Genomic DNA, 17285 nt, shown 5'->3' with positions numbered 1-17285 from the left:
TTTTACGGTTTATCAGCTTAGCTCGAACATACCATGATAGAGCTGATAATATTCTCCCTTTTGAGCCAGCAGATCATCGTGGCTGCCCCGCTCCACCACCTGGCCGTGCTCCAGCACCAGAATGGCGTCGGCATTGCGGACAGTGGACAGCCGGTGGGCAATAACGAACACCGTCCTGCCCTCCATCAATTGGTCCATACCCTTTTCGATCAGGGCTTCGGTGCGTGTGTCGATAGAAGAGGTGGCCTCGTCCAGGATGAGCACTGGCGGATCCGCCACCGCCGCCCGGGCAATGGCCAGCAGCTGCCGCTGTCCCTGGGACAGGTTGGCACCGTCTGCCGTCACCATCGTATCGTAGCCTTGGGGCAGACGGCGGATAAAGGAATCGGCGTTGGCAATTCTGGCCGCCCTCTCCACCTCTTCCATGGTGGCATCCAGCTTACCGAAGCGGATGTTGTCGGCAATGGTGCCGGTGAACAGGTGGGTGTCCTGGAGCACCATGCCCAGACTGTGGCGCAGGGCACTCTTTTTGATGTCCTTCACGTCGATGCCGTCATAGGTCAGCGAACCTGCCTGGATGTCATAAAAGCGGTTGATCAGATTGGTGATGGTGGTCTTGCCTGCGCCGGTGGAGCCCACGAAGGCGATCTTCTGTCCCGGCTTGGCAAAGAGGCTGATATCCTTCAGGATGGGATGGTTTTCCTCATAGCCAAAGGTGACATGCTCGAATCGCACATCCCCCCGCAGAGGCGTCCGGCTGCCGTCTGGCCTCTGCCAGGCCCAGCCGCCTTCATCCGCAGACACCAGATCCACGTTTCCCTTGTCCACTTCAGCGGGCCGGTCCAGAACCTCAAAAACCCGCTCTGCACCCGCCAGGGCCGCCAGCATAAAGTTGCTCTGCTGGGTGAACTGGTTGATGGGCACAGTGGACTGCCGGACAAATACCAGATAGCTGGCCAAGCTGCCCACATCGGTCATACCTTTGATGGCCATGATACCTCCCAGGGCGGCCACCACCGCATAGTTGAGATAGGACAGAGTAACCACAGCGGGAATCATAGTGGCAGCATAACTCTGGGCGCCGGTACCAGCCTTCCGCAAAGCCTCGTTTTTCTCCCGGAAGGAACGAAGGGCCTCTCCCTCATGGTTGAAGACCTTCACCACCTTCTGGCCGCCCATCATCTCCTCGATGTAGCCGTCCAGTTCCCCCAGGCAGGCCTGCTGCTTGTTATAGTATGCCTTGCTCCGTTTTCCGCTGAACCGGATATAGAAGAACATCACCAGATAGCACACCAGCATGACCAGGGTGAGCTGCCAGTTGAGGATAAACAGCAGAGCCAAGGTACCCACCACCTGGATAAAGCTCTGGATCATCATGGAAAAGCTGTTATTCAGGGCATCGGAGATGGTGTCCACATCGTTGGTAAAGTAGCTCATGACCTCGCCGTGACGATGAGAATCAAAGAACTGCAGGGGCAGGGTCTGGAGGTGGGCAAACAGGTCCCGCCGGATATCGTAGAGCACCTTCTGGGCCGCCTTTACCATGGTCTGGGTATAGCCATAGGCGGAGAGGACGCCCACAATATAGATTCCGGCGGTAAGAATCACGCCGTATACCAGGTCATCCCAATTTCCGGCGGCCAGGCTGTTTACCACCGGTCGGATCATGTAGGTACCCAGCAGGTTGGCCATGGCGCTGACACTCACCAGCACCGCCACTGCCAGCAGGAGGAACTTGTGCCTTCCCAGATAGGACAGGAAGGTGCGCAGGGTATAGCGCAGGTGCTTAGGCTTTTTGGCACTGAGCTGTCTGGCAGCCATACTCTTCCCCTCCTTTCATCTGGGATGCGTAAATTTCCTGGTAAATGGGATCAGAATCCAGCAGCTGGCTGTGGGTTCCGGCTGCGTGGATCCGGCCGTCCTCCAGGATCACGATCAGATCGGTATTCATCACCGAGGTGATCCGCTGGGCGATGATGATCTTGGTCACGCCGGTAAGGGATGCCAGCGCGGTGCGGATCTTGGCCTCGGTAGCGGTATCCACCGCCGAGGTGGAATCGTCAAAGATCAGGATTTTGGGCTTTTTCAACAGGGCCCGGGCAATGCACAGACGCTGCTTCTGCCCGCCAGAGACGTTGACACCTCCCTGCCCCAGGTCGGTGTCCAGGCCCTTGGGCATCCGTTCCAGAAATTCGTCGGCGCAGGCGGCCCGGCAGGCGGCCCAGATCTCCTCGTCATTAGCCTCCTGTGAACCCCACTGAAGGTTCTCCCGCACGGTGCCGGAAAAGAGCTCGTTTTTCTGCAAAACGATGGACACCGCATCCCGCAGGACCGTCAGGTCATAGTCCCGCACATCCACGCCGCCCACCTTTACCACGCCCTCGCTGGCATCATACAGGCGGGGAATAAGCTGCACCAAGGTGGTCTTGGCCGAACCGGTGCCCCCCAGGATACCCACAGTCTGGCCTGCTTTGATGTGCAGTTCCACATCCGCCAAAGCGTACTCCTTGGCTCCGGCATGATATTTGAAGGACACCCCTTCAAAGTCCACACTGCCGTCTGCCACCTCAGTCACCGGATCAGCGGGAGATGCCAGGGTAGGCTCCTCCTCCAGTACTTCTACGATCCGATGGGCACTGGCCAGAGAACGGGTCAGCAGCAGGAACACATTGGAGATCATCATCAGGGAGTTCATCACCTGAAGCACATAGCTGAGAAAGCCGGTGAGCTCTCCCACCAGCAGCTCTCCCTGAAGGATCATCTGGCCCCCCAGCCAGAAAATGAGCACGATACTGGTATACATGACCAGTTGGAAGGCAGGCAGATTAAGCACCGCAAAGTGGAAGGTGCGCTGGCTGGTGGATAGCAGCTCCCCATTCACTTCCCGGAATTTATCCTCCTCGTACTCTCCCCGGACAAAGGCTTTCACTGCCCGGATGGCAGTCAGATTTTCCTGCACCACATTGTTCAGCCCGTCCATGGCCTTTTGCAGGCGGCTGTACATAGGAGCCACCTTCCGCACCACCAGGAAAAGGATCACTCCCAGCACCGGCGCGCACACTACGAACACGAGAGCCAGCTGGGGATTCATCCGAAAAGACAGACCCAGGCCCATAGCCAGCATCACCGGACTGCGCACCAGCGGCCGCAGCCCGCCGTTGACGGCATTCTGCAGCACCGTCACATCGGTGGTCATGCGGGTGACCAGAGAGGAGGTCTCGAACCGGTCCAGATTGGAAAAGGCGTAGCTCTGCACCCGTTCAAATTCCGCCTCCCGCACCCGGGCACCCCAGCCATAAGCCGCCCGGGCGGCAAAGCGGGCATACAGCAGGCCGGTAATGAGGGCCAGGCCCGCACACACCGCCATCTGTACACCCTTATAAAGGATATAGGGCACATCCCCGTTAGCCACACCCACGTCGATCAGGTCGGCCATAAAGACCGGAATCACCAGCTCAAACACTGTCTCGATCAGGACCAGCAGCGCGCCCATGAACATGTCTCTCCGATAGGGACCCAGATAGCGGAACAGACATTTCAGATCTCTCATGTACCGGACTCTCCTCCCTCTTTCAGGTTGCGGTAGGCCCGGGCCAGATAATCGGCAAACTGCGCACGCTCCTGCTCGGTAAAACCAGCGAGCATCTGCTCTTCCATCTCCCCGCAGAAGCCCTGCCAGGTCTCATAGGCTTCCCTGCCTCGCTGTGTTATCACGATCTGCTCACAGCGGCGGTTCTGCTCGTCCGTCTGCCGGATCACAAAGCCGCCCTTTTGCAGGGAATCCAGCATTCTGGAAATAGCCGCCGGATCGACCTCACAATACTCCGCCAACTGCCGCTGCCGGCTGGGTCCGCTGCGGATCAGGTAGCCCAGCACCTTGGGCTGTCCCGTTCCCAGGCCCAACTCCCCCAGATGGGGCCGCAGGGCGCCCCGTTGGGCGTGGAACGCCCGATAGAGCAGCATATGGAAGGTCCGTTCCATATCTTCTCCTCCTTTGATATATCAACGATTGACATGTCAATTATAATCGCTTTCCCTGCCTTGTCAAGTACCGCCCCACCTTCCCTTTTCCCCTTGCAAGCGGGCGCGGAACGTGGGATAATGAAAAAAACCACAGGATAAAAAAGGAGGGCCCCGCCATGGAGCATACAAAAGCCTACCGGCCGGAAAACCTGCACTATCTGAAGATGCTTGCCCGGCAATATCCAAACGTCCAGGCCGCCAGCACCGAGATCATCAATCTCCACGCTATCCGCAACCTGCCCAAGGGCACGGAGCACTTCATCTCCGACGTCCACGGGGAATACGAGGCCTTTCTCCACATCCTGAACTCTGCCTCCGGGGTCGTGCGGGAGAAGCTGGACAAGCTGTTCGCCACCACCGTCTCCAAATCCGACCTGGACCAGCTGGCCACCCTGATCTACTACCCTCAGGAGAAGCTGGAGGAGATCGAGCGGGAAACCACCGATATGCGGGAATGGTACCGCATCACCTTCCACCGGCTCATCGAGGTGTGCCGGGAAGTGAGCTCCAAGTACACCCGCTCCAAGGTACGTAAGGCCATGCCGCCGGAGTACGCCTACATCATCGATGAAATGATCCACACCCACTATGAGGACAGCGACAAGCGGGACTACTACGAAAATATTATCTCCACCATCATCGACATCGACCGGGCCGCCAACTTCCTGGTGGAGCTGTGCGAACTCATCAAGCGTCTGGCGGTGGATCACCTCCACCTGGTGGGCGACATCTTCGACCGGGGACCCCGGGCAGACATCATTCTGGATTCCCTGATGGACTATCACAGCGTAGACATCCAGTGGGGCAACCACGATGTGCTGTGGATGGGCGCCGCCTCCGGTTCCCGCACCCTGGTGGCCACTGTGCTGGCCAACTCCCTGCGGTATAACAACCTGGAGGTCATCGAGACCGGCTACGGCATCTCCCTGCGGCCCCTGTCGGTCTTCGCCAACGAGGTATATAAGGACTGCGATATCCACCGCTTCGAGGTGAAGCTCACCAACGAGGACGCCGCCCACTACACGGAGAAGGACAAGATGCTGGCCGCCCGGATGCACAAGGCCATCACCATCATCCTCTTCAAGCTGGAGGGGCAGAAGATCCTGCGCAACCCCTGCTTCAACATGTCCGACCGGCTGCTGCTGGACAAGATCGACTATGAGAACAAGTGCATCACCATCGGGGACAAGACCTATCCCCTGGAGGACACCGACTTCCCCACCGTGGATCCCAAGGATCCCTACACGCTGACTGAGGATGAGGACACCCTCATCAACCAGCTCACCAGCTCCTTCCTCCACAGTGAGAAGCTCCAGCGCCACGTCCGCTTCCTCTACTCCAAGGGCAGTCTGTATAAGATCTACAACGGCAACCTGCTCTTCCACGGCTGCATCCCCATGGCCGAGGACGGCACCCTCCTCTCCTTCTCCATCGGCGGCCAGACCCTGTCTGGCAAGGCCTTCCTGGACTACGCCGACCTGAACGCCCGGCAGGCCTATTACAGCAAGCGGGGCACGGAGGAGCGGGAGTTCGGCATGGACTTCCTCTGGTTCCTGTGGGCGGGCCGGAACAGCCCCATCTTCGGCCGGGACCGGATGACCACCTTTGAACGGCGGCTCATTCTGGACGAATCCACCTGGACCGAGCCCAAGAACGCCTATTATCAGCTGTACAACGATCCGGCGATATGCGATATGCTGCTGAAGGAGTTCGGCCTGGAGGGGCCCCACTGTCACATCATCAACGGCCATGTGCCGGTGAAGTCCAAGAAGGGCGAAAGCCCCATGAAGGCGGGCGGCAAGCTGCTGGTCATCGACGGCGGCTTCTGCAAGGCCTATCAGAAGACCACCGGCATCGCCGGATACACCCTGATCTACAACTCCGCCTGCTTCCGGCTGGTCTCCCATGAGCCCTTTGTGGGCCGGGCCAACGCCATCCGGGAAAACCAGGATATCGCCTCCACCTCCGTGGTGTTCGAGCGGCTGGAATCCCGGATGAAGATCGCCGGCACCGACGTTGGCCGCCAGCTCCAGGAGCAGATCGACGATCTGATGGCCCTGCTCCAGGCCTTCCGCAGCGGCGAGATTGTGGAAGACCACAAGGGCTGAGCACAAATCTAATTACTTATAGGAAAAGCGAGGAACCCCATGAACCAGCGAGAAATCGGCGAACTGCGCCGCCGGCTGAAGCCGGAGCGCAACGCAATCAGCAAGATCTACGGATGCTATGTCAACTCCAACAAGCAGGTCATTTCCTACCTGGACAGCTCCCTGGGGATCATGCCCCAGGACGAGGCAGAGAAGTACCTGACCCTTCTGCGGCGCACCCTCACCGGACAGCTGCAGAAAAATCTCATTGATATCGTCTTTACCACCCGGCAGGTGGCCGACAGCGAGGAGCACAAACTGCTCTCCGCCCTGCGGCAGACCGGACTGAAGGATGAGGAACTCCGCCGACACTTCTACGACACGGTGATCCAGTCTTTGGACATGGATGACCGCAACTACCTGATCCTGCTGGCCCACGACACCTACGACGTACCCTACCGCGGGAAGGACGGCGACGATCAGGCCGACGCCTCCGACCAGGTCTATTCCTACATCCTGTGCGCCATCTGCCCGGTAAAGGACAGCAAGGCGGAGCTGGGGTATTTCCCCGGTGAGAACGAGTTCCACAGCCGCTCCGCCGGGCAGGTAGTGGCTCCGCCGGAGCTGGGGTTCCTCTTCCCCGCCTTTGACAACCGCGCCGCCAACCTTTACAATGCCCTGTACTACACCAAGCAGACCGACCTGATTCATCAGGAGTTTATCGACTCCCTCTTCCGCACCGAGCCCCCCATGTCCGCCGACGAGCAGAAGGCCACCTTCCACACCGCCCTGGCGGAGTCTCTGGAGGGCGAGTGCTCCATGGACGTGGTGCGGACGGTCCACCAGCAGCTGCGGGACAAGCTCATCCTCCACAAGGAGAGCCGGGATCCCGAGCCGCCCTCCATCTCTCCCAGAGAGGTGGACGCCATTCTTCACAGCTGCGGCGTTGAGGAGGAGAAGGTAAAGACCTTCCACCGCAAGTGTGCCGACCAATTTGGGGAGGACGCCCCCCTCAATCCCAACAACCTTATCAACAGCGGCCGCTTTGAGATCAAGACGGAGCACGCCTCCCTGGTGGTCGATCCGGATTATAGCTATCTGGTGGAGACCCGGAAGATCAATGGCCGCACCTTCCTGCTGCTCCCTGTGGACGACGGCATGGAGGTCAATGGCCTGGCGGTGGATGTACGCACCGTAGGCGACGGCGCCGTCAGCCCAGGGCAGAGTCCAGAGTCATCATCACTGTAAAGCCCAGAGAGAAGGCCAGCACGCCGATATTGGAGTGAGGCTCCGCCGACATCTCGGGGATCAGCTCCTCCACCACCACGTAGAGCATGGCGCCGGCGGCAAAGCTGAGCAGAACAGGCAGCACCGGCACCAGCAGTCCCGCCCCCCACAGGGTCAGGATGGCCGCCACAGGCTCCACCACACCGGAGAGCACACCCCATAGCAGGGCTTTTCCTCGGCTCACGCCCTCCGAACGCAAGGGCAGGGAGATGATTGCCCCCTCAGGGAAGTTCTGGATGGCGATGCCGATGGCCAGCACCAGAGCACCGCCGAAGGTGATAGCGGTATGCCCTGAAAGGTACCCGGCAAAGACCACACCCACGGCCATTCCCTCCGGGATGTTATGGATGGTCACCGCCAGCACCAACATGGTGGTCCGGGCCAGGCGGCTTCTGGGTCCCTCCGCCTTTTGACTGCCCAGGTGGAGGTGGGGCACCACGTGGTCCAGCAGCAGCAAAAACAGCACCCCCGCCCAAAAGCCCCCAGCAGCGGGGAGAAAGGCCCACCGGCCCAGGTGGGCCGACTGGTCCATGGCAGGGATCAGCAGACTCCATATGGAAGCCGCCGTCATCACACCGGTGGCAAAGCCGGTGAGGCCCCGCTGAACATTCTGCCGCAGCTGTCCGCGCATCAGCAGCACGCAGGCCGCGCCCAAACTGGTTCCGAGAAATGGGATCATAACACCCATCCATACTGTAAGATCCATATGTTTCACCTCTATGATCGGAGTGGTCTGCCCTCATGGGCGGGCTTTTTTCTTCCATAATTAGTTGTAACTAACTGATATGTAAAATATTGCCCGGCCCCCGAAAGGGTCGGGCGTGGCTCATATTCTACCGTGTCTGCTCCGGGATGTCAACACCGGCTTTTACGCTCAGCAGGGACTGGATCCATTCACCAATCTGCTTGTTGAAGGTACGGGCAATGGCCCCCACCAACAGTGCGGAAACAAAAGTGCCCTCCCGCACACCGGTGAGTTCCCGGTAGAGGATCAGCCCCAGCACCGCCGCCGTGGCCGCCATGGTCACATCCACTGCCACCTTGGTCTTACCGAAGTCGGTATTCCAGGTGGTGGAGATGGCCTTGACGGTACATTCTCCCGGCAGCATGACCACATTGGCGGCCATTTCCATAAAAACGCCGAAGCCCAGCACCAGACAACCCACCAGCAGGAACACCGCCTTGACGGGATAGCTCTGAGGATGGACAAAGCTCAGCAGAGACATGGACAGATCAATAAAGTAAGAGAAGCCCAGGGACACCGGGATCTGGAGCCAAAATTCCTTGGGAAAATTCTTTCGGAGAATAGCCAACTGGAGCACAATGAGCAGCAGGCTGAAGTACAAGGTGAACATACCCAGAGAAGGCGTAAAACCGATACTCAGGGTATAGGGAATGCTGGAGATGGGCGAGGTACCCAGATCTCCCTTGGTAATCAGGGCGATACCCAGGGAGTTGACAAAGAGCCCCACGATGAAAAAGATGTACCGGCGGACCAATTCAGCTTTGCTCATTGCAGTGCCTCCTTGTCTTCCGCCAAAGAGAGGCAGACCTGCAGCAGGCCCTCCGTCAGAGCATCACGGTGCTCCTGAGCCAGGCCATCCAGGACCTGCGTCTCCATTCGTGTCAGCACGGACCGGACCAGCTTCTGCTTTTCCCAGCCCTCCGCCGTCAGATACACGTAGAGAGAGCGGCGGTCGCCGTCCTGACTGCGGCGCTCAATGAGCCCCTTCTCCTCCATCCGGCCCAGCAGACCGGTGAGAGTGGCAGGGTCAATCTGGCACCCTGCCGCGATATGCTTCTGGATGCTACCGTCGTGGAGCCCCAGATAGTCCAATACCTTGGGCTGACCCGCAGTCAGCCCCGCCTTGCTCAGTTCACCCATGACCGTCCGCTGGAACATCCCCTGAGCGGCCATGAGCAGATAATGAAAGCTCTGATCCATAGTTCCTCCCATATAATTGATATACAAATAGTTTGTATCCCAATTATATGGCAGAAAAGTTCCTCCTGTCAACCCCTTCCTACAGATGCTGGATCCGGGTACACAAGCGCTCCAACAGGGCGGAGTCGTGGCTGACAATGAGCAGGCCCAGGTCCCGGCGCTCCGCCTCCGCCAGCAGCACATTCCAGATCTGTGCCTGGGTAATAGGGTCCAGCATAGCGGTAATCTCGTCGCACAGCAGGTACTTTACCCCGGGAGCCAGAGCCCGGGCGATACAAAACCGCTGCAATTCTCCACCGGAAAGTTCGGTGGGATAGCGCTCCAGCCAGCCGGGCTGAATGTGGAGGGCATCCATCAGCCCCTCCTCTACCGGACCGGCTTCCGATACCGAGTCCTTCAGCTTCAGCAGAGGATCCACCGCCGTCTCTGGATGCTGCCAGATCATCTGCACCGGGCACAGCCCCCGGTAGGCGTCCAGCGGCTTGCCGTCCAGCAGAACCGTTCCCCCGGTGGGCTTCTCATAACCCGCCAGAAGTTTACATAAAGTAGTCTTGCCCCGGCCGCTGGGGCCCGCAAGACCTACCCGCTCCCCGGGCTCCACCGTGAGGTCCACAGCCTCCAACACCCGGCTCTTTTTGCGGTAGCCGAAGGTCAGTCCTTTTCCCTCCAGACTCACTGTTCCTCTCCTCCTTCCGGATACAGGCATCGGACACGGCCGCCGTTTACCGTCCGTACCGGGATCTCCCCGGCGCAGGCCTCGGTCCGACGGGAACAGCGTGGGGCAAAGGGACACCCGGTCCCCTCCTCCCCCGGCCAGGGCTGGGCACCGGGAATGGGGGTAAAGCCGTTGGACGGCAGGGCGTTCCACAGAGCGTTGGTATAGGGGTGGCGGAGCCGCCCGGCGGAAAAGTCGGAGGCATTCGCCTCCTCCACCGTCTCACCGGCGTAAAACACCGCCACCTTATGGGCGATGGTGAGGGCCAGCTCCAGATCGTGGGTGATGAGAAGCACACCCGCTCCCTGGTCAGCGATCTCCCGAAAATGGCTGAGGATCCGTTTGGCCGCCCGGGCATCCAGACCGGGGGTGGGCTCGTCGGCGATGAGCAGTCTGGGGGACTGGGCGGCAGCGGTAGCGATCAGTACCCGGCGGGCCATGCCGCCGGACAGCTCAAAGGGATAGAGCTCCTCGGTCTCCGCACCCAGACCATACCGCTCCAGTACCGCCCGGCTCTGTTCCTTGGCCCGGGCGTCCCGATGGTCACCTCGAAGCTGAGGTCCCACCTTCATCAGGGGGTCCAGGTAGGTCACCCCCTGAGGCACCAGTACAATCTCACGTCCCCGGAGCCTTTCCGCCCGTTTGGGGGTGAGGGGCGCTCCATCGTAGCGGATCTCCCCCTCCATATGGCTGTTGTAGGGCAGGATGCCCAGGATGCCATGGGCCAGCAGGCTCTTGCCTGAGCCGCTGGAGCCCACCACCGCCGCCACCTGCCCGGCCTCAATGGTGAGGGAGAGGTTCCGGATCACCGGCAGCTCCCGTCGGCGGGTGCCTTTCTCATACTGGGTGAAGGAGATGGACAGGTCTTTTACTTCCAAAATCGGTCCCATTTCCATCCCTCCTATTCATGGACGCTGGCTGGATCCAGCAGGCGGCGCAGCTGGTCTCCCAGCAAGGCAAAGAGCAGCACCACACCCACCAGGGCCAGGCCGGGGAACACCGCCAGCCACCACTTGCCGGTGGTGAGGTAGCTCATACTCTCAGACAGAATCACACCGATGGCAGGCTGCTCCGGCGGCAGGCCGAAGCCCAGGAAGGTGACGCTGGCCTCGTGGAGGATGGCGTGAGGGAAGAGCAGCACCAGACCGGTTAAGAACTGGGGCAGCAGGTGGGGAATCATATGCCGCCGGAGGATAGCGCCCCGGGACAGTCCTAGCTTACCCGCCACCAATACGTAGGGAGCTCCCTTGATCTGGAGCACCTCTCCCCGCACCACCCGGGCCAGGGAGGTCCAGTGGCTGAGAGCCACTCCCGCCACCACGCCGGTGAAACCCTTGCCGAAGGCCAGAGAGATGAGCATAACCAGCAGGATATGGGGGATACCCATCACCAGGTCGATGACCCAGGAGACCACACTGTCCGCCCAGCCGCCCAGTAGGGCTGAGCCCGCCCCCAGCAGCAGGGCGATAACGGCGCTGACAGCGGCGGTGAGCAGGCCGATGCGGATACTGAGGGACAGGCCCGTCAGGGTACGGGAGAGCATGTCCCGGCCCATCCAGTCGGTTCCGAAAAGGAACTGGGTACAGGGGGCCAGGTTTTTTCGGGAGAAGTCGGTGACCATGGCTCGGTCAGACAGCAGCATGCCCGCCACCGTCACGGCGCACAGCAGGGCTGCGGCAAAGAGCAGCAGGGCCAGAGCCCGCTGCCTGCGATTGAAGCGCTTCATGCCTTGGCCGCCCCCCTTCTGATCTTGGGGTCCACCACGCCGTAAAGCAGGTCGGCAATGAGGTTGCCGCCGAAGACGATGGCGGCACTCACCACCGTGATACCCAGCAGCAGTGGCAGGTCGCTGCCCAAACCGGCGTTGACGGCAGCCTGGCCCAGGCCGGGGTAGGAGAACACCTGCTCTACCAGCACCGAGCCGCCGAAAATCTCACTGATGGAGGCAAACTGGAGGGTGATGGCGGGCAGGGCCACATTGCGCAGACCGTGGCGGAGCACAATGGAGGTCTTGGACTCTCCCCTGGCTCGGGCAAAGAGGACATAGTCGCTCTCCAGGATGTCAATCATCTTCTCCCGGGTGTGGAGGGTGATATTGGCCACCCCGGTGATGCTGAGGGTGAGGGCAGGCAGGATGGCGTGGTACAGCCGGTCGCCCAGGGTAACGCTGGCGGCGTCCACTCCGATGGGCACCGACAGGCCGATGGGCAGCACCCCTAGCCACACGGCGAACACGATGAGCAGCACCAGGGCCAGCCAGAAGGTGGGGGTGCTGGAGATCAGCAGGCAGTAGCCCCGGATCACCTTGTCTCCCAGGCTGCCCCGGTTGGCCCCGGCCAGCACACCCAGGATGAGCCCCAGCACGCCGGAGAGCACCCAGGCAAAGGCCATGAGCCACAGGGAATTCTGAAGCCGCTGGCCGATGACCTGGCTCACCGGCTGGCGGTAGAGCAGGGATGTTCCCATATCACCCCGCACAAAGTCGCTGAGCCAGCCCAGATAGCGCTGGACCGGCGGGTCGTTGACCCCCCAGTACTCCTCCAGCTTGGCCACCTGTTCCTGGCTCATGGTGCCCAGAGCCGCCTGGCCCACGTTGGTCTGCAGCGGGTCCAAGGGAGAAGCGGACATGAGCAGGAAGGCCGCCAGGCTGACGCCCAGCAGCAGCAGGACCATCCGGATCAGTTTTTTGCCCGTGAAGATCAGGCGGTGTTTCAAGAAGACTCCTTCTTTCCGGTGGGATATCAGTTCCAGCTCCACTGGTCCACGTTATTGACGATAGACCAGCCGTGGCCGTGGGGGTGGATCTTCTGCTCTGCCACCTGGAGGCCTTCCCGCACCCAGTACAGGTGATCCACATTCACCAGCCACACCCAGGGGATGTCTCCGTCCTGGGTGACGCCGGTGGTGCCGTCCCACTGGGCCTTCTGCCACAGCTCATAGGACTCTTCCAGGTCAGAGCAGGCCAGGGCCTGGTCCATATAGGAATCCACGGTGGAATTGGCATAAGGAGAATACTGGGCGGTGCCAGTGTCCCCGATGGTGTGATAGATGTTGTACAGCTCCATGGGGGTATGGGCGCCCCAGCCCCAGATCAGAGGCTCGGTCTGGGCCCGGTCATAGGCGGTGTCCCAGCCCACGCCCTCGATGGTGCAGGAGATGCCCAGTTCACCCAGCTGATTGGCAAAGTCGGCGCAAAGGGCCTGACGCACGGAATCGCTGGTGGGGTAGAGCAGGTTCAGCTCCGCCTTCACACCGTCCTTCTCCCGGACGCCGTCGGCTCCCATGGTCCACCCTGCCTGATCCAGCAGAGCGGCGGCGCCCTCGGGGTCATAGGATACCTCGGAGGCATCGTTATACCAAGGCAGCTGGTCACACACGCTGTAAGCGGGCGTGCCGTAACCGTTCAGTACGTTGTCGATCATCTCCTGGCGGTCGATGCCGATATTGATAGCCCGGCGCACCAGCACGTCCCCGGTGAGGGTACCCTCGATCACCGGCAGATTGAAGCCACGGTTATCCACACTCTGATAGGACGCCAGGGTATATCCGGCAGGGCTCTGATCGGAATAGGTGGCAGAGGTATAGGCCAGGTCCACCTGACCGGCCTGTACCGCCAGGAAGGCGGCGTCCTCCTCCATAAAGAGGATAGTCACCTGCTTCATCTGGGGCGCCTCGCCGTAGTAGTCCGGGTTTGCCTCCAAAATCACCTGCTGGCCCCGGTCCCACTGCTTCAGGATGTAACGGCCGGAGCCGATGGGGTTGGAGCCGTAGGTAGCGGGATCATAGGCGTGTTCGGGTACGATGCCCACGATGGCCATGGTATAGGGCCAGATGGAGAAGGGCGTAACCATGTGGAACACCACGGTGGTATCGTCGGTGGCCTCGGCATAGTCCAGCATGGTGAAGTCGTTCACAGAGCTTGCTTCCTTCACGGTGTTGTAGGTAAAGGCCACATCGGAGGCGGTCAGCGGCTCTCCGTCGGTAAATTTCACGTCGTTCCGGATGGTGACTGTCCAGGTGAGGCCGTCCTCGCTGACCTGCATGTCGGTAGCCAGGTCGTAGCCGATGGTCAGGTCGGTGTTGGTCACCGTCAGGGTGGACTGGATCAGCGGCTCATGGACGTGCTCCCCGGCACCCCAGCCGTAGGCCGGGTCGAAGCCCGCCTCCGGCTCGGAGGTGGTACCCATGGCAATGACCACACTGTCCTTGGACGCAGCAGTAGTGGGTGTGGGGTCAGGATCGCCGCCGCAGCCGGTGAGTAGGCCCACAGCCAGCAGGGCAGAAAGAGACAGGGAAAGAATACGCTTCATGGATGCTCCTCTCTATCTTTACAGGTGCTTCTGCACGTCTTCCAGCACAGTCTGGATGGGCAGACCGTTGGCCCGGGCCAGCTCCGCCGCAGACTCATACTCGGCCGTCACATGGCGGACGCCGTAGCCCTGGGCAGTCTTGACCCGCACCGTGCCCCAGCGGGTCTCCACCGTGCCGGAGCCGGGGGTAAGGAAGTACTTGGCGCAGCGGCGGACCCGCAAACCGTTGGTTGTGGTCTGCTCCATCACTGCCCGGGCCAGTTCTTTCTCCCGGTCGCCTTCGCACAGTACGGTGAGCACATGTCCGGATCGGCCCTTCTTCATGGTACCGGGCACGGTGTACACGTCCAGAGCGCCCAGCTCCAGCAGCCGGGAGGCGGCAAAGGCCAAGGCCTCAGGGGTCATGTCGTCGATGTTGCACACCAGCTCAGTGATGGTGCCGTTGGCCTCCTGGGCGTCCTCCCCCAGAAAAGCCCGGACGCAGTTGGCCCGGCCGGCAAAGACCTTGGTGCCCACGCCGCAGCCCACCGCGTCCACTGTCATAGGCGGCATGGGGCCGAAGGACTGGGCAAAGTGGGTGAGGAGGGCCGCACCGGTGGGAGTGCACAATTCCCCCATCACCTCGCCGCCATACACCGGCACGCCGAAGAGCAGATTGGCCGTAGCGGGGGCAGGCACCGGCATAACGCCGTGGGCGCACTTCACGGTGCCGCTGCCCACGTGGATGGGGGACACCACTACCCGGTCGGGCTTCAGCAGACTGATGGCGTAGCAGACGCCGGTGACGTCGGCCACCGCATCCAGAGCTCCCACCTCATGGTAGTGGACATCACCCACCGGGCAGCCGTGGGCCTTGGCCTCCGCCTGGGCGATGGCATCATACACGCCCCGGGCATTGGCCTTCACCTCATCGGGCAGATCCAGAGCGTCAATGATCTCCGCGATATGTCCGGGGGTGGCATGGTGGTGATGATGATGTTCGTGTTCGTGGTCGTGGTGATGCTCATGGTCATGCTCGTGGTCGTGATCGTGGGGATGGTCGTGATCATGGTGGTGCTCATGGCCGTGATGGTGGTCGTGGTCGTGCTCCAGCTCCTCCTGGCCGTGGACGGTGACCTTCATATGGGTACCGGAGATGCCGCCGGAAGCTCCTCGAACCGCCTCCAGATGAACGCCGGGCAGTCCCAGACCATTCATGGTATTAAGAAAGCCCTCCTTGTCCTCCAGCAGCTCATACAGAGCGGACATGAGCATGTCCCCTGCCGCTCCCATGTGACACTCGATATACAGTGTTTTCATTGCAAACCCTCCATCTGATTGATCATGCTAGCCAGATAACCAGCCCCGAAGCCGTTGTCGATGTTTACCACGCTGCACCCGGAGGCACAGGAGTTGAGCATAGCCAGCAGGGCGGACAGGCCGCCGAAGCTGGCACCGTAGCCTACGCTGGTGGGCACCGCCACCACCGGGCAGTCCACCAGGCCCCCGATGACCGAGGCCAGAGCCCCTTCCATACCCGCCACGGCCACGACGCACCGGGCGCTCATGAGGGGTTCCAGATTGGACAGCAGTCGGTGAAGTCCTGCCACGCCCACGTCATACAGCCTGGTGACCTTGTTGCCCATAATTTCAGCCGTGAGAGCGGCCTCCTCTGCCACCGGCATGTCGCTGGTGCCGCCGGTAGCCACCACGATATGGCCCAGCGCCGTCCGCTCCCCGGGGAAGGCTACTCCCAACTTGGGGATAGGCCGGTAATCCAGGGGTACCGACTGGGCCACTACATCGGCGGCCTCCTGCCCCATGCGGGTAATGAGGATGTTTCTGCATCCCCGCTCTCCCATAGCGGCGGCAATACCGGCGATCTGCTCCGGGGTCTTGCCCGCGCCGTAGATCACCTCTGCCGCACCCTGGCGCACCGAGCGGTGGAAATCCACCTTGGCATAACCCAGGTCCTCAAAGGGCTTCTGCTTCAGCTCCAGCAGGGCGTCCTCCGGGGAGGTCTCCCCCGCTTTGACCGACCGCAGCAGCTCCAATATCTCATGTTTGTTGTCCATTCCCTTACCTCCCCATCAGATCCAGCAGAACGGCGGAAAAATCAGTCCCCAGCGCCTGAGCGATCTCGTTGTGCAGAGCGGCGGCCCGCTCCATCTGGCCCGCTGGGACCTGGATGCGGGCGGCATCACCCAGCAGCCGCACCCGGAAATCGGTGAAGCCCAGCTGGAACAGAGCGGTTTCCCCTCGCTCCACCTTCTCCAGCGCCTCCCTGGTGATGGCGGTTCCGGTTGGCACTCTGGTGGCCAGACATGCATAGGCCGGCTTGTTCCAGGTGAACAGCCCCGCCTCTTTGGACAGCCGCCGCACCTCCGCTTTGGTGAGCCCGCACTCCCGCAGCGGAGAACGGACCTCCAGTTCCTTCAGGGCCTGCATTCCCGGCCGGTCTCCCGCGTCGTCGGAGGCGTTGGTACCGTCCAGCAGCACGGTATACCCGTCGTCCGCTGCCGCCTTCCACAGGGTGGAGAAAAGGGCTTTTTTGCAGTAATAGCACCGCCGAGGACCGTTGGCTGCCGCCTCCGGTACGCGCAATACATCCACATCCACCACCGTCAAAGGGACCTGCAGTCCTTCTGCCAGGCGCCTGGCGTCGGCCAGCTCAAAGGCCGGCTGAAAAACCGTATGCACATAATAAGCCCGCACCTCACGGCCATACTGCTTGGCAGCCCACAGCACCAGCGCGGAGTCCGTCCCTCCGGAAAAAGCCACCGCCACCCGGGGATTTTGTTCAAAAAACTCCTTCAGCGTCATCCTACCGCTCCTTTACAAAAAAAGAAGGCATACCAACCTGGTATGCCTTCTGGCACATTCCCTACGTTCCTCGTGGGATGGTATATCTATTATCTATCATAAAAAATATGTGTCTG

Annotated in this window: 16 protein-coding genes; 2 read left to right on the top strand and 14 right to left on the bottom strand. The window is 60.9% G+C overall.

The window, feature by feature from the left end:
• Positions 1–12: 12 nt before the first annotated feature.
• The 3 genes from ACTNB1_RS00155 to ACTNB1_RS00145 are packed head-to-tail and all read right to left on the bottom strand — an operon-like array spanning position 13 to position 3981.
• Entirely contained in the window at positions 13–1821 is a 1809-nt protein-coding gene (locus ACTNB1_RS00155; RefSeq protein WP_441167258.1) for an ABC transporter ATP-binding protein, read from the bottom strand.
• Positions 1787–3550 carry an ABC transporter ATP-binding protein gene (locus tag ACTNB1_RS00150; protein WP_441167256.1) on the bottom strand — a complete coding sequence of 588 codons (1764 nt, stop codon included), beginning with the start codon at positions 3548–3550 and terminating at the stop codon, positions 1787–1789. Before ACTNB1_RS00150 ends, ACTNB1_RS00155 begins: the two co-directional genes overlap by 35 nt.
• Complete coding sequence (locus ACTNB1_RS00145; protein WP_441167254.1) at positions 3547–3981, bottom strand: MarR family winged helix-turn-helix transcriptional regulator; 435 nt, start codon at positions 3979–3981, stop codon at positions 3547–3549. Before ACTNB1_RS00145 ends, ACTNB1_RS00150 begins: the two co-directional genes overlap by 4 nt.
• Positions 3982–4139: 158 nt before the next feature.
• Here ACTNB1_RS00145 and ACTNB1_RS00140 point away from each other — a divergent pair, with 158 nt between their 5' ends.
• On the top strand, positions 4140–6131 hold the full coding sequence (locus tag ACTNB1_RS00140; RefSeq protein ID WP_441167252.1) for a fructose-1,6-bisphosphatase: 1992 nt from the start codon (positions 4140–4142) through the stop codon (positions 6129–6131).
• A 39-nt stretch (positions 6132–6170) separates the two neighbouring features.
• Positions 6171–7358, top strand: a complete 1188-nt coding sequence (locus ACTNB1_RS00135) for a DUF4317 domain-containing protein (RefSeq protein WP_441167251.1) — start codon at positions 6171–6173, stop codon at positions 7356–7358.
• On the opposite strand, the gene ACTNB1_RS00130 is transcribed toward ACTNB1_RS00135, so the two are convergent.
• From ACTNB1_RS00130 to larE, 11 genes are all read right to left on the bottom strand, one after another.
• The gene (locus ACTNB1_RS00130; protein WP_441167249.1) at positions 7321–8103 is read right to left on the bottom strand and encodes a ZIP family metal transporter; all 783 of its coding nucleotides are present in this window, start codon (positions 8101–8103) and stop codon (positions 7321–7323) included. The genes ACTNB1_RS00135 and ACTNB1_RS00130 overlap by 38 nt on opposite strands.
• 127 nt (positions 8104–8230) lie before the next feature.
• Entirely contained in the window at positions 8231–8911 is a 681-nt protein-coding gene (locus tag ACTNB1_RS00125; RefSeq protein ID WP_441167248.1) for a YczE/YyaS/YitT family protein, read from the bottom strand.
• Entirely contained in the window at positions 8908–9342 is a 435-nt protein-coding gene (locus ACTNB1_RS00120; RefSeq protein WP_441167246.1) for a MarR family winged helix-turn-helix transcriptional regulator, read from the bottom strand. The genes ACTNB1_RS00125 and ACTNB1_RS00120 overlap by 4 nt, the downstream gene beginning before the upstream one ends.
• A 79-nt stretch (positions 9343–9421) precedes the next feature.
• Positions 9422–10018: an ABC transporter ATP-binding protein gene (locus tag ACTNB1_RS00115; RefSeq protein WP_441167244.1), complete on the bottom strand. Its 597-nt coding sequence runs from the start codon at positions 10016–10018 to the stop codon at positions 9422–9424.
• Entirely contained in the window at positions 10015–10947 is a 933-nt protein-coding gene (locus ACTNB1_RS00110) for an ABC transporter ATP-binding protein (RefSeq protein WP_441167242.1), read from the bottom strand. The genes ACTNB1_RS00115 and ACTNB1_RS00110 overlap by 4 nt, the downstream gene beginning before the upstream one ends.
• An 11-nt stretch (positions 10948–10958) precedes the next feature.
• A complete protein-coding gene (locus ACTNB1_RS00105) occupies positions 10959–11783 on the bottom strand; it encodes an ABC transporter permease (RefSeq protein WP_441167240.1) in 825 nt (274 codons plus the stop codon).
• Positions 11780–12730 carry an ABC transporter permease gene (locus ACTNB1_RS00100; RefSeq protein ID WP_441167723.1) on the bottom strand — a complete coding sequence of 317 codons (951 nt, stop codon included), beginning with the start codon at positions 12728–12730 and terminating at the stop codon, positions 11780–11782. Before ACTNB1_RS00100 ends, ACTNB1_RS00105 begins: the two co-directional genes overlap by 4 nt.
• 68 nt (positions 12731–12798) lie before the next feature.
• Complete coding sequence (locus tag ACTNB1_RS00095) at positions 12799–14367, bottom strand: ABC transporter substrate-binding protein (RefSeq protein ID WP_441167239.1); 1569 nt, start codon at positions 14365–14367, stop codon at positions 12799–12801.
• Positions 14368–14385: 18 nt separating this feature from the next.
• On the bottom strand, positions 14386–15666 hold the full coding sequence (gene larC / locus ACTNB1_RS00090; protein ID WP_441167237.1) for a nickel pincer cofactor biosynthesis protein LarC: 1281 nt from the start codon (positions 15664–15666) through the stop codon (positions 14386–14388).
• Positions 15663–16421 carry a nickel pincer cofactor biosynthesis protein LarB gene (gene larB / locus ACTNB1_RS00085; protein ID WP_441167235.1) on the bottom strand — a complete coding sequence of 253 codons (759 nt, stop codon included), beginning with the start codon at positions 16419–16421 and terminating at the stop codon, positions 15663–15665. Before larB ends, larC begins: the two co-directional genes overlap by 4 nt.
• 4 nt (positions 16422–16425) lie before the next feature.
• Positions 16426–17169, bottom strand: coding sequence for an ATP-dependent sacrificial sulfur transferase LarE (larE, locus tag ACTNB1_RS00080; protein WP_441167233.1), 744 nt, complete (start codon positions 17167–17169; stop codon positions 16426–16428).
• Positions 17170–17285: the final 116 nt, after the last annotated feature.

The sequence above is a fragment of the Flavonifractor sp. HCP28S3_F3 genome, assembly GCF_052065355.1.
Taxonomy (GTDB): Bacteria; Bacillota; Clostridia; order Oscillospirales; family Oscillospiraceae; genus Flavonifractor.
This window is presented reverse-complemented; position numbering and strand designations above follow the sequence as displayed.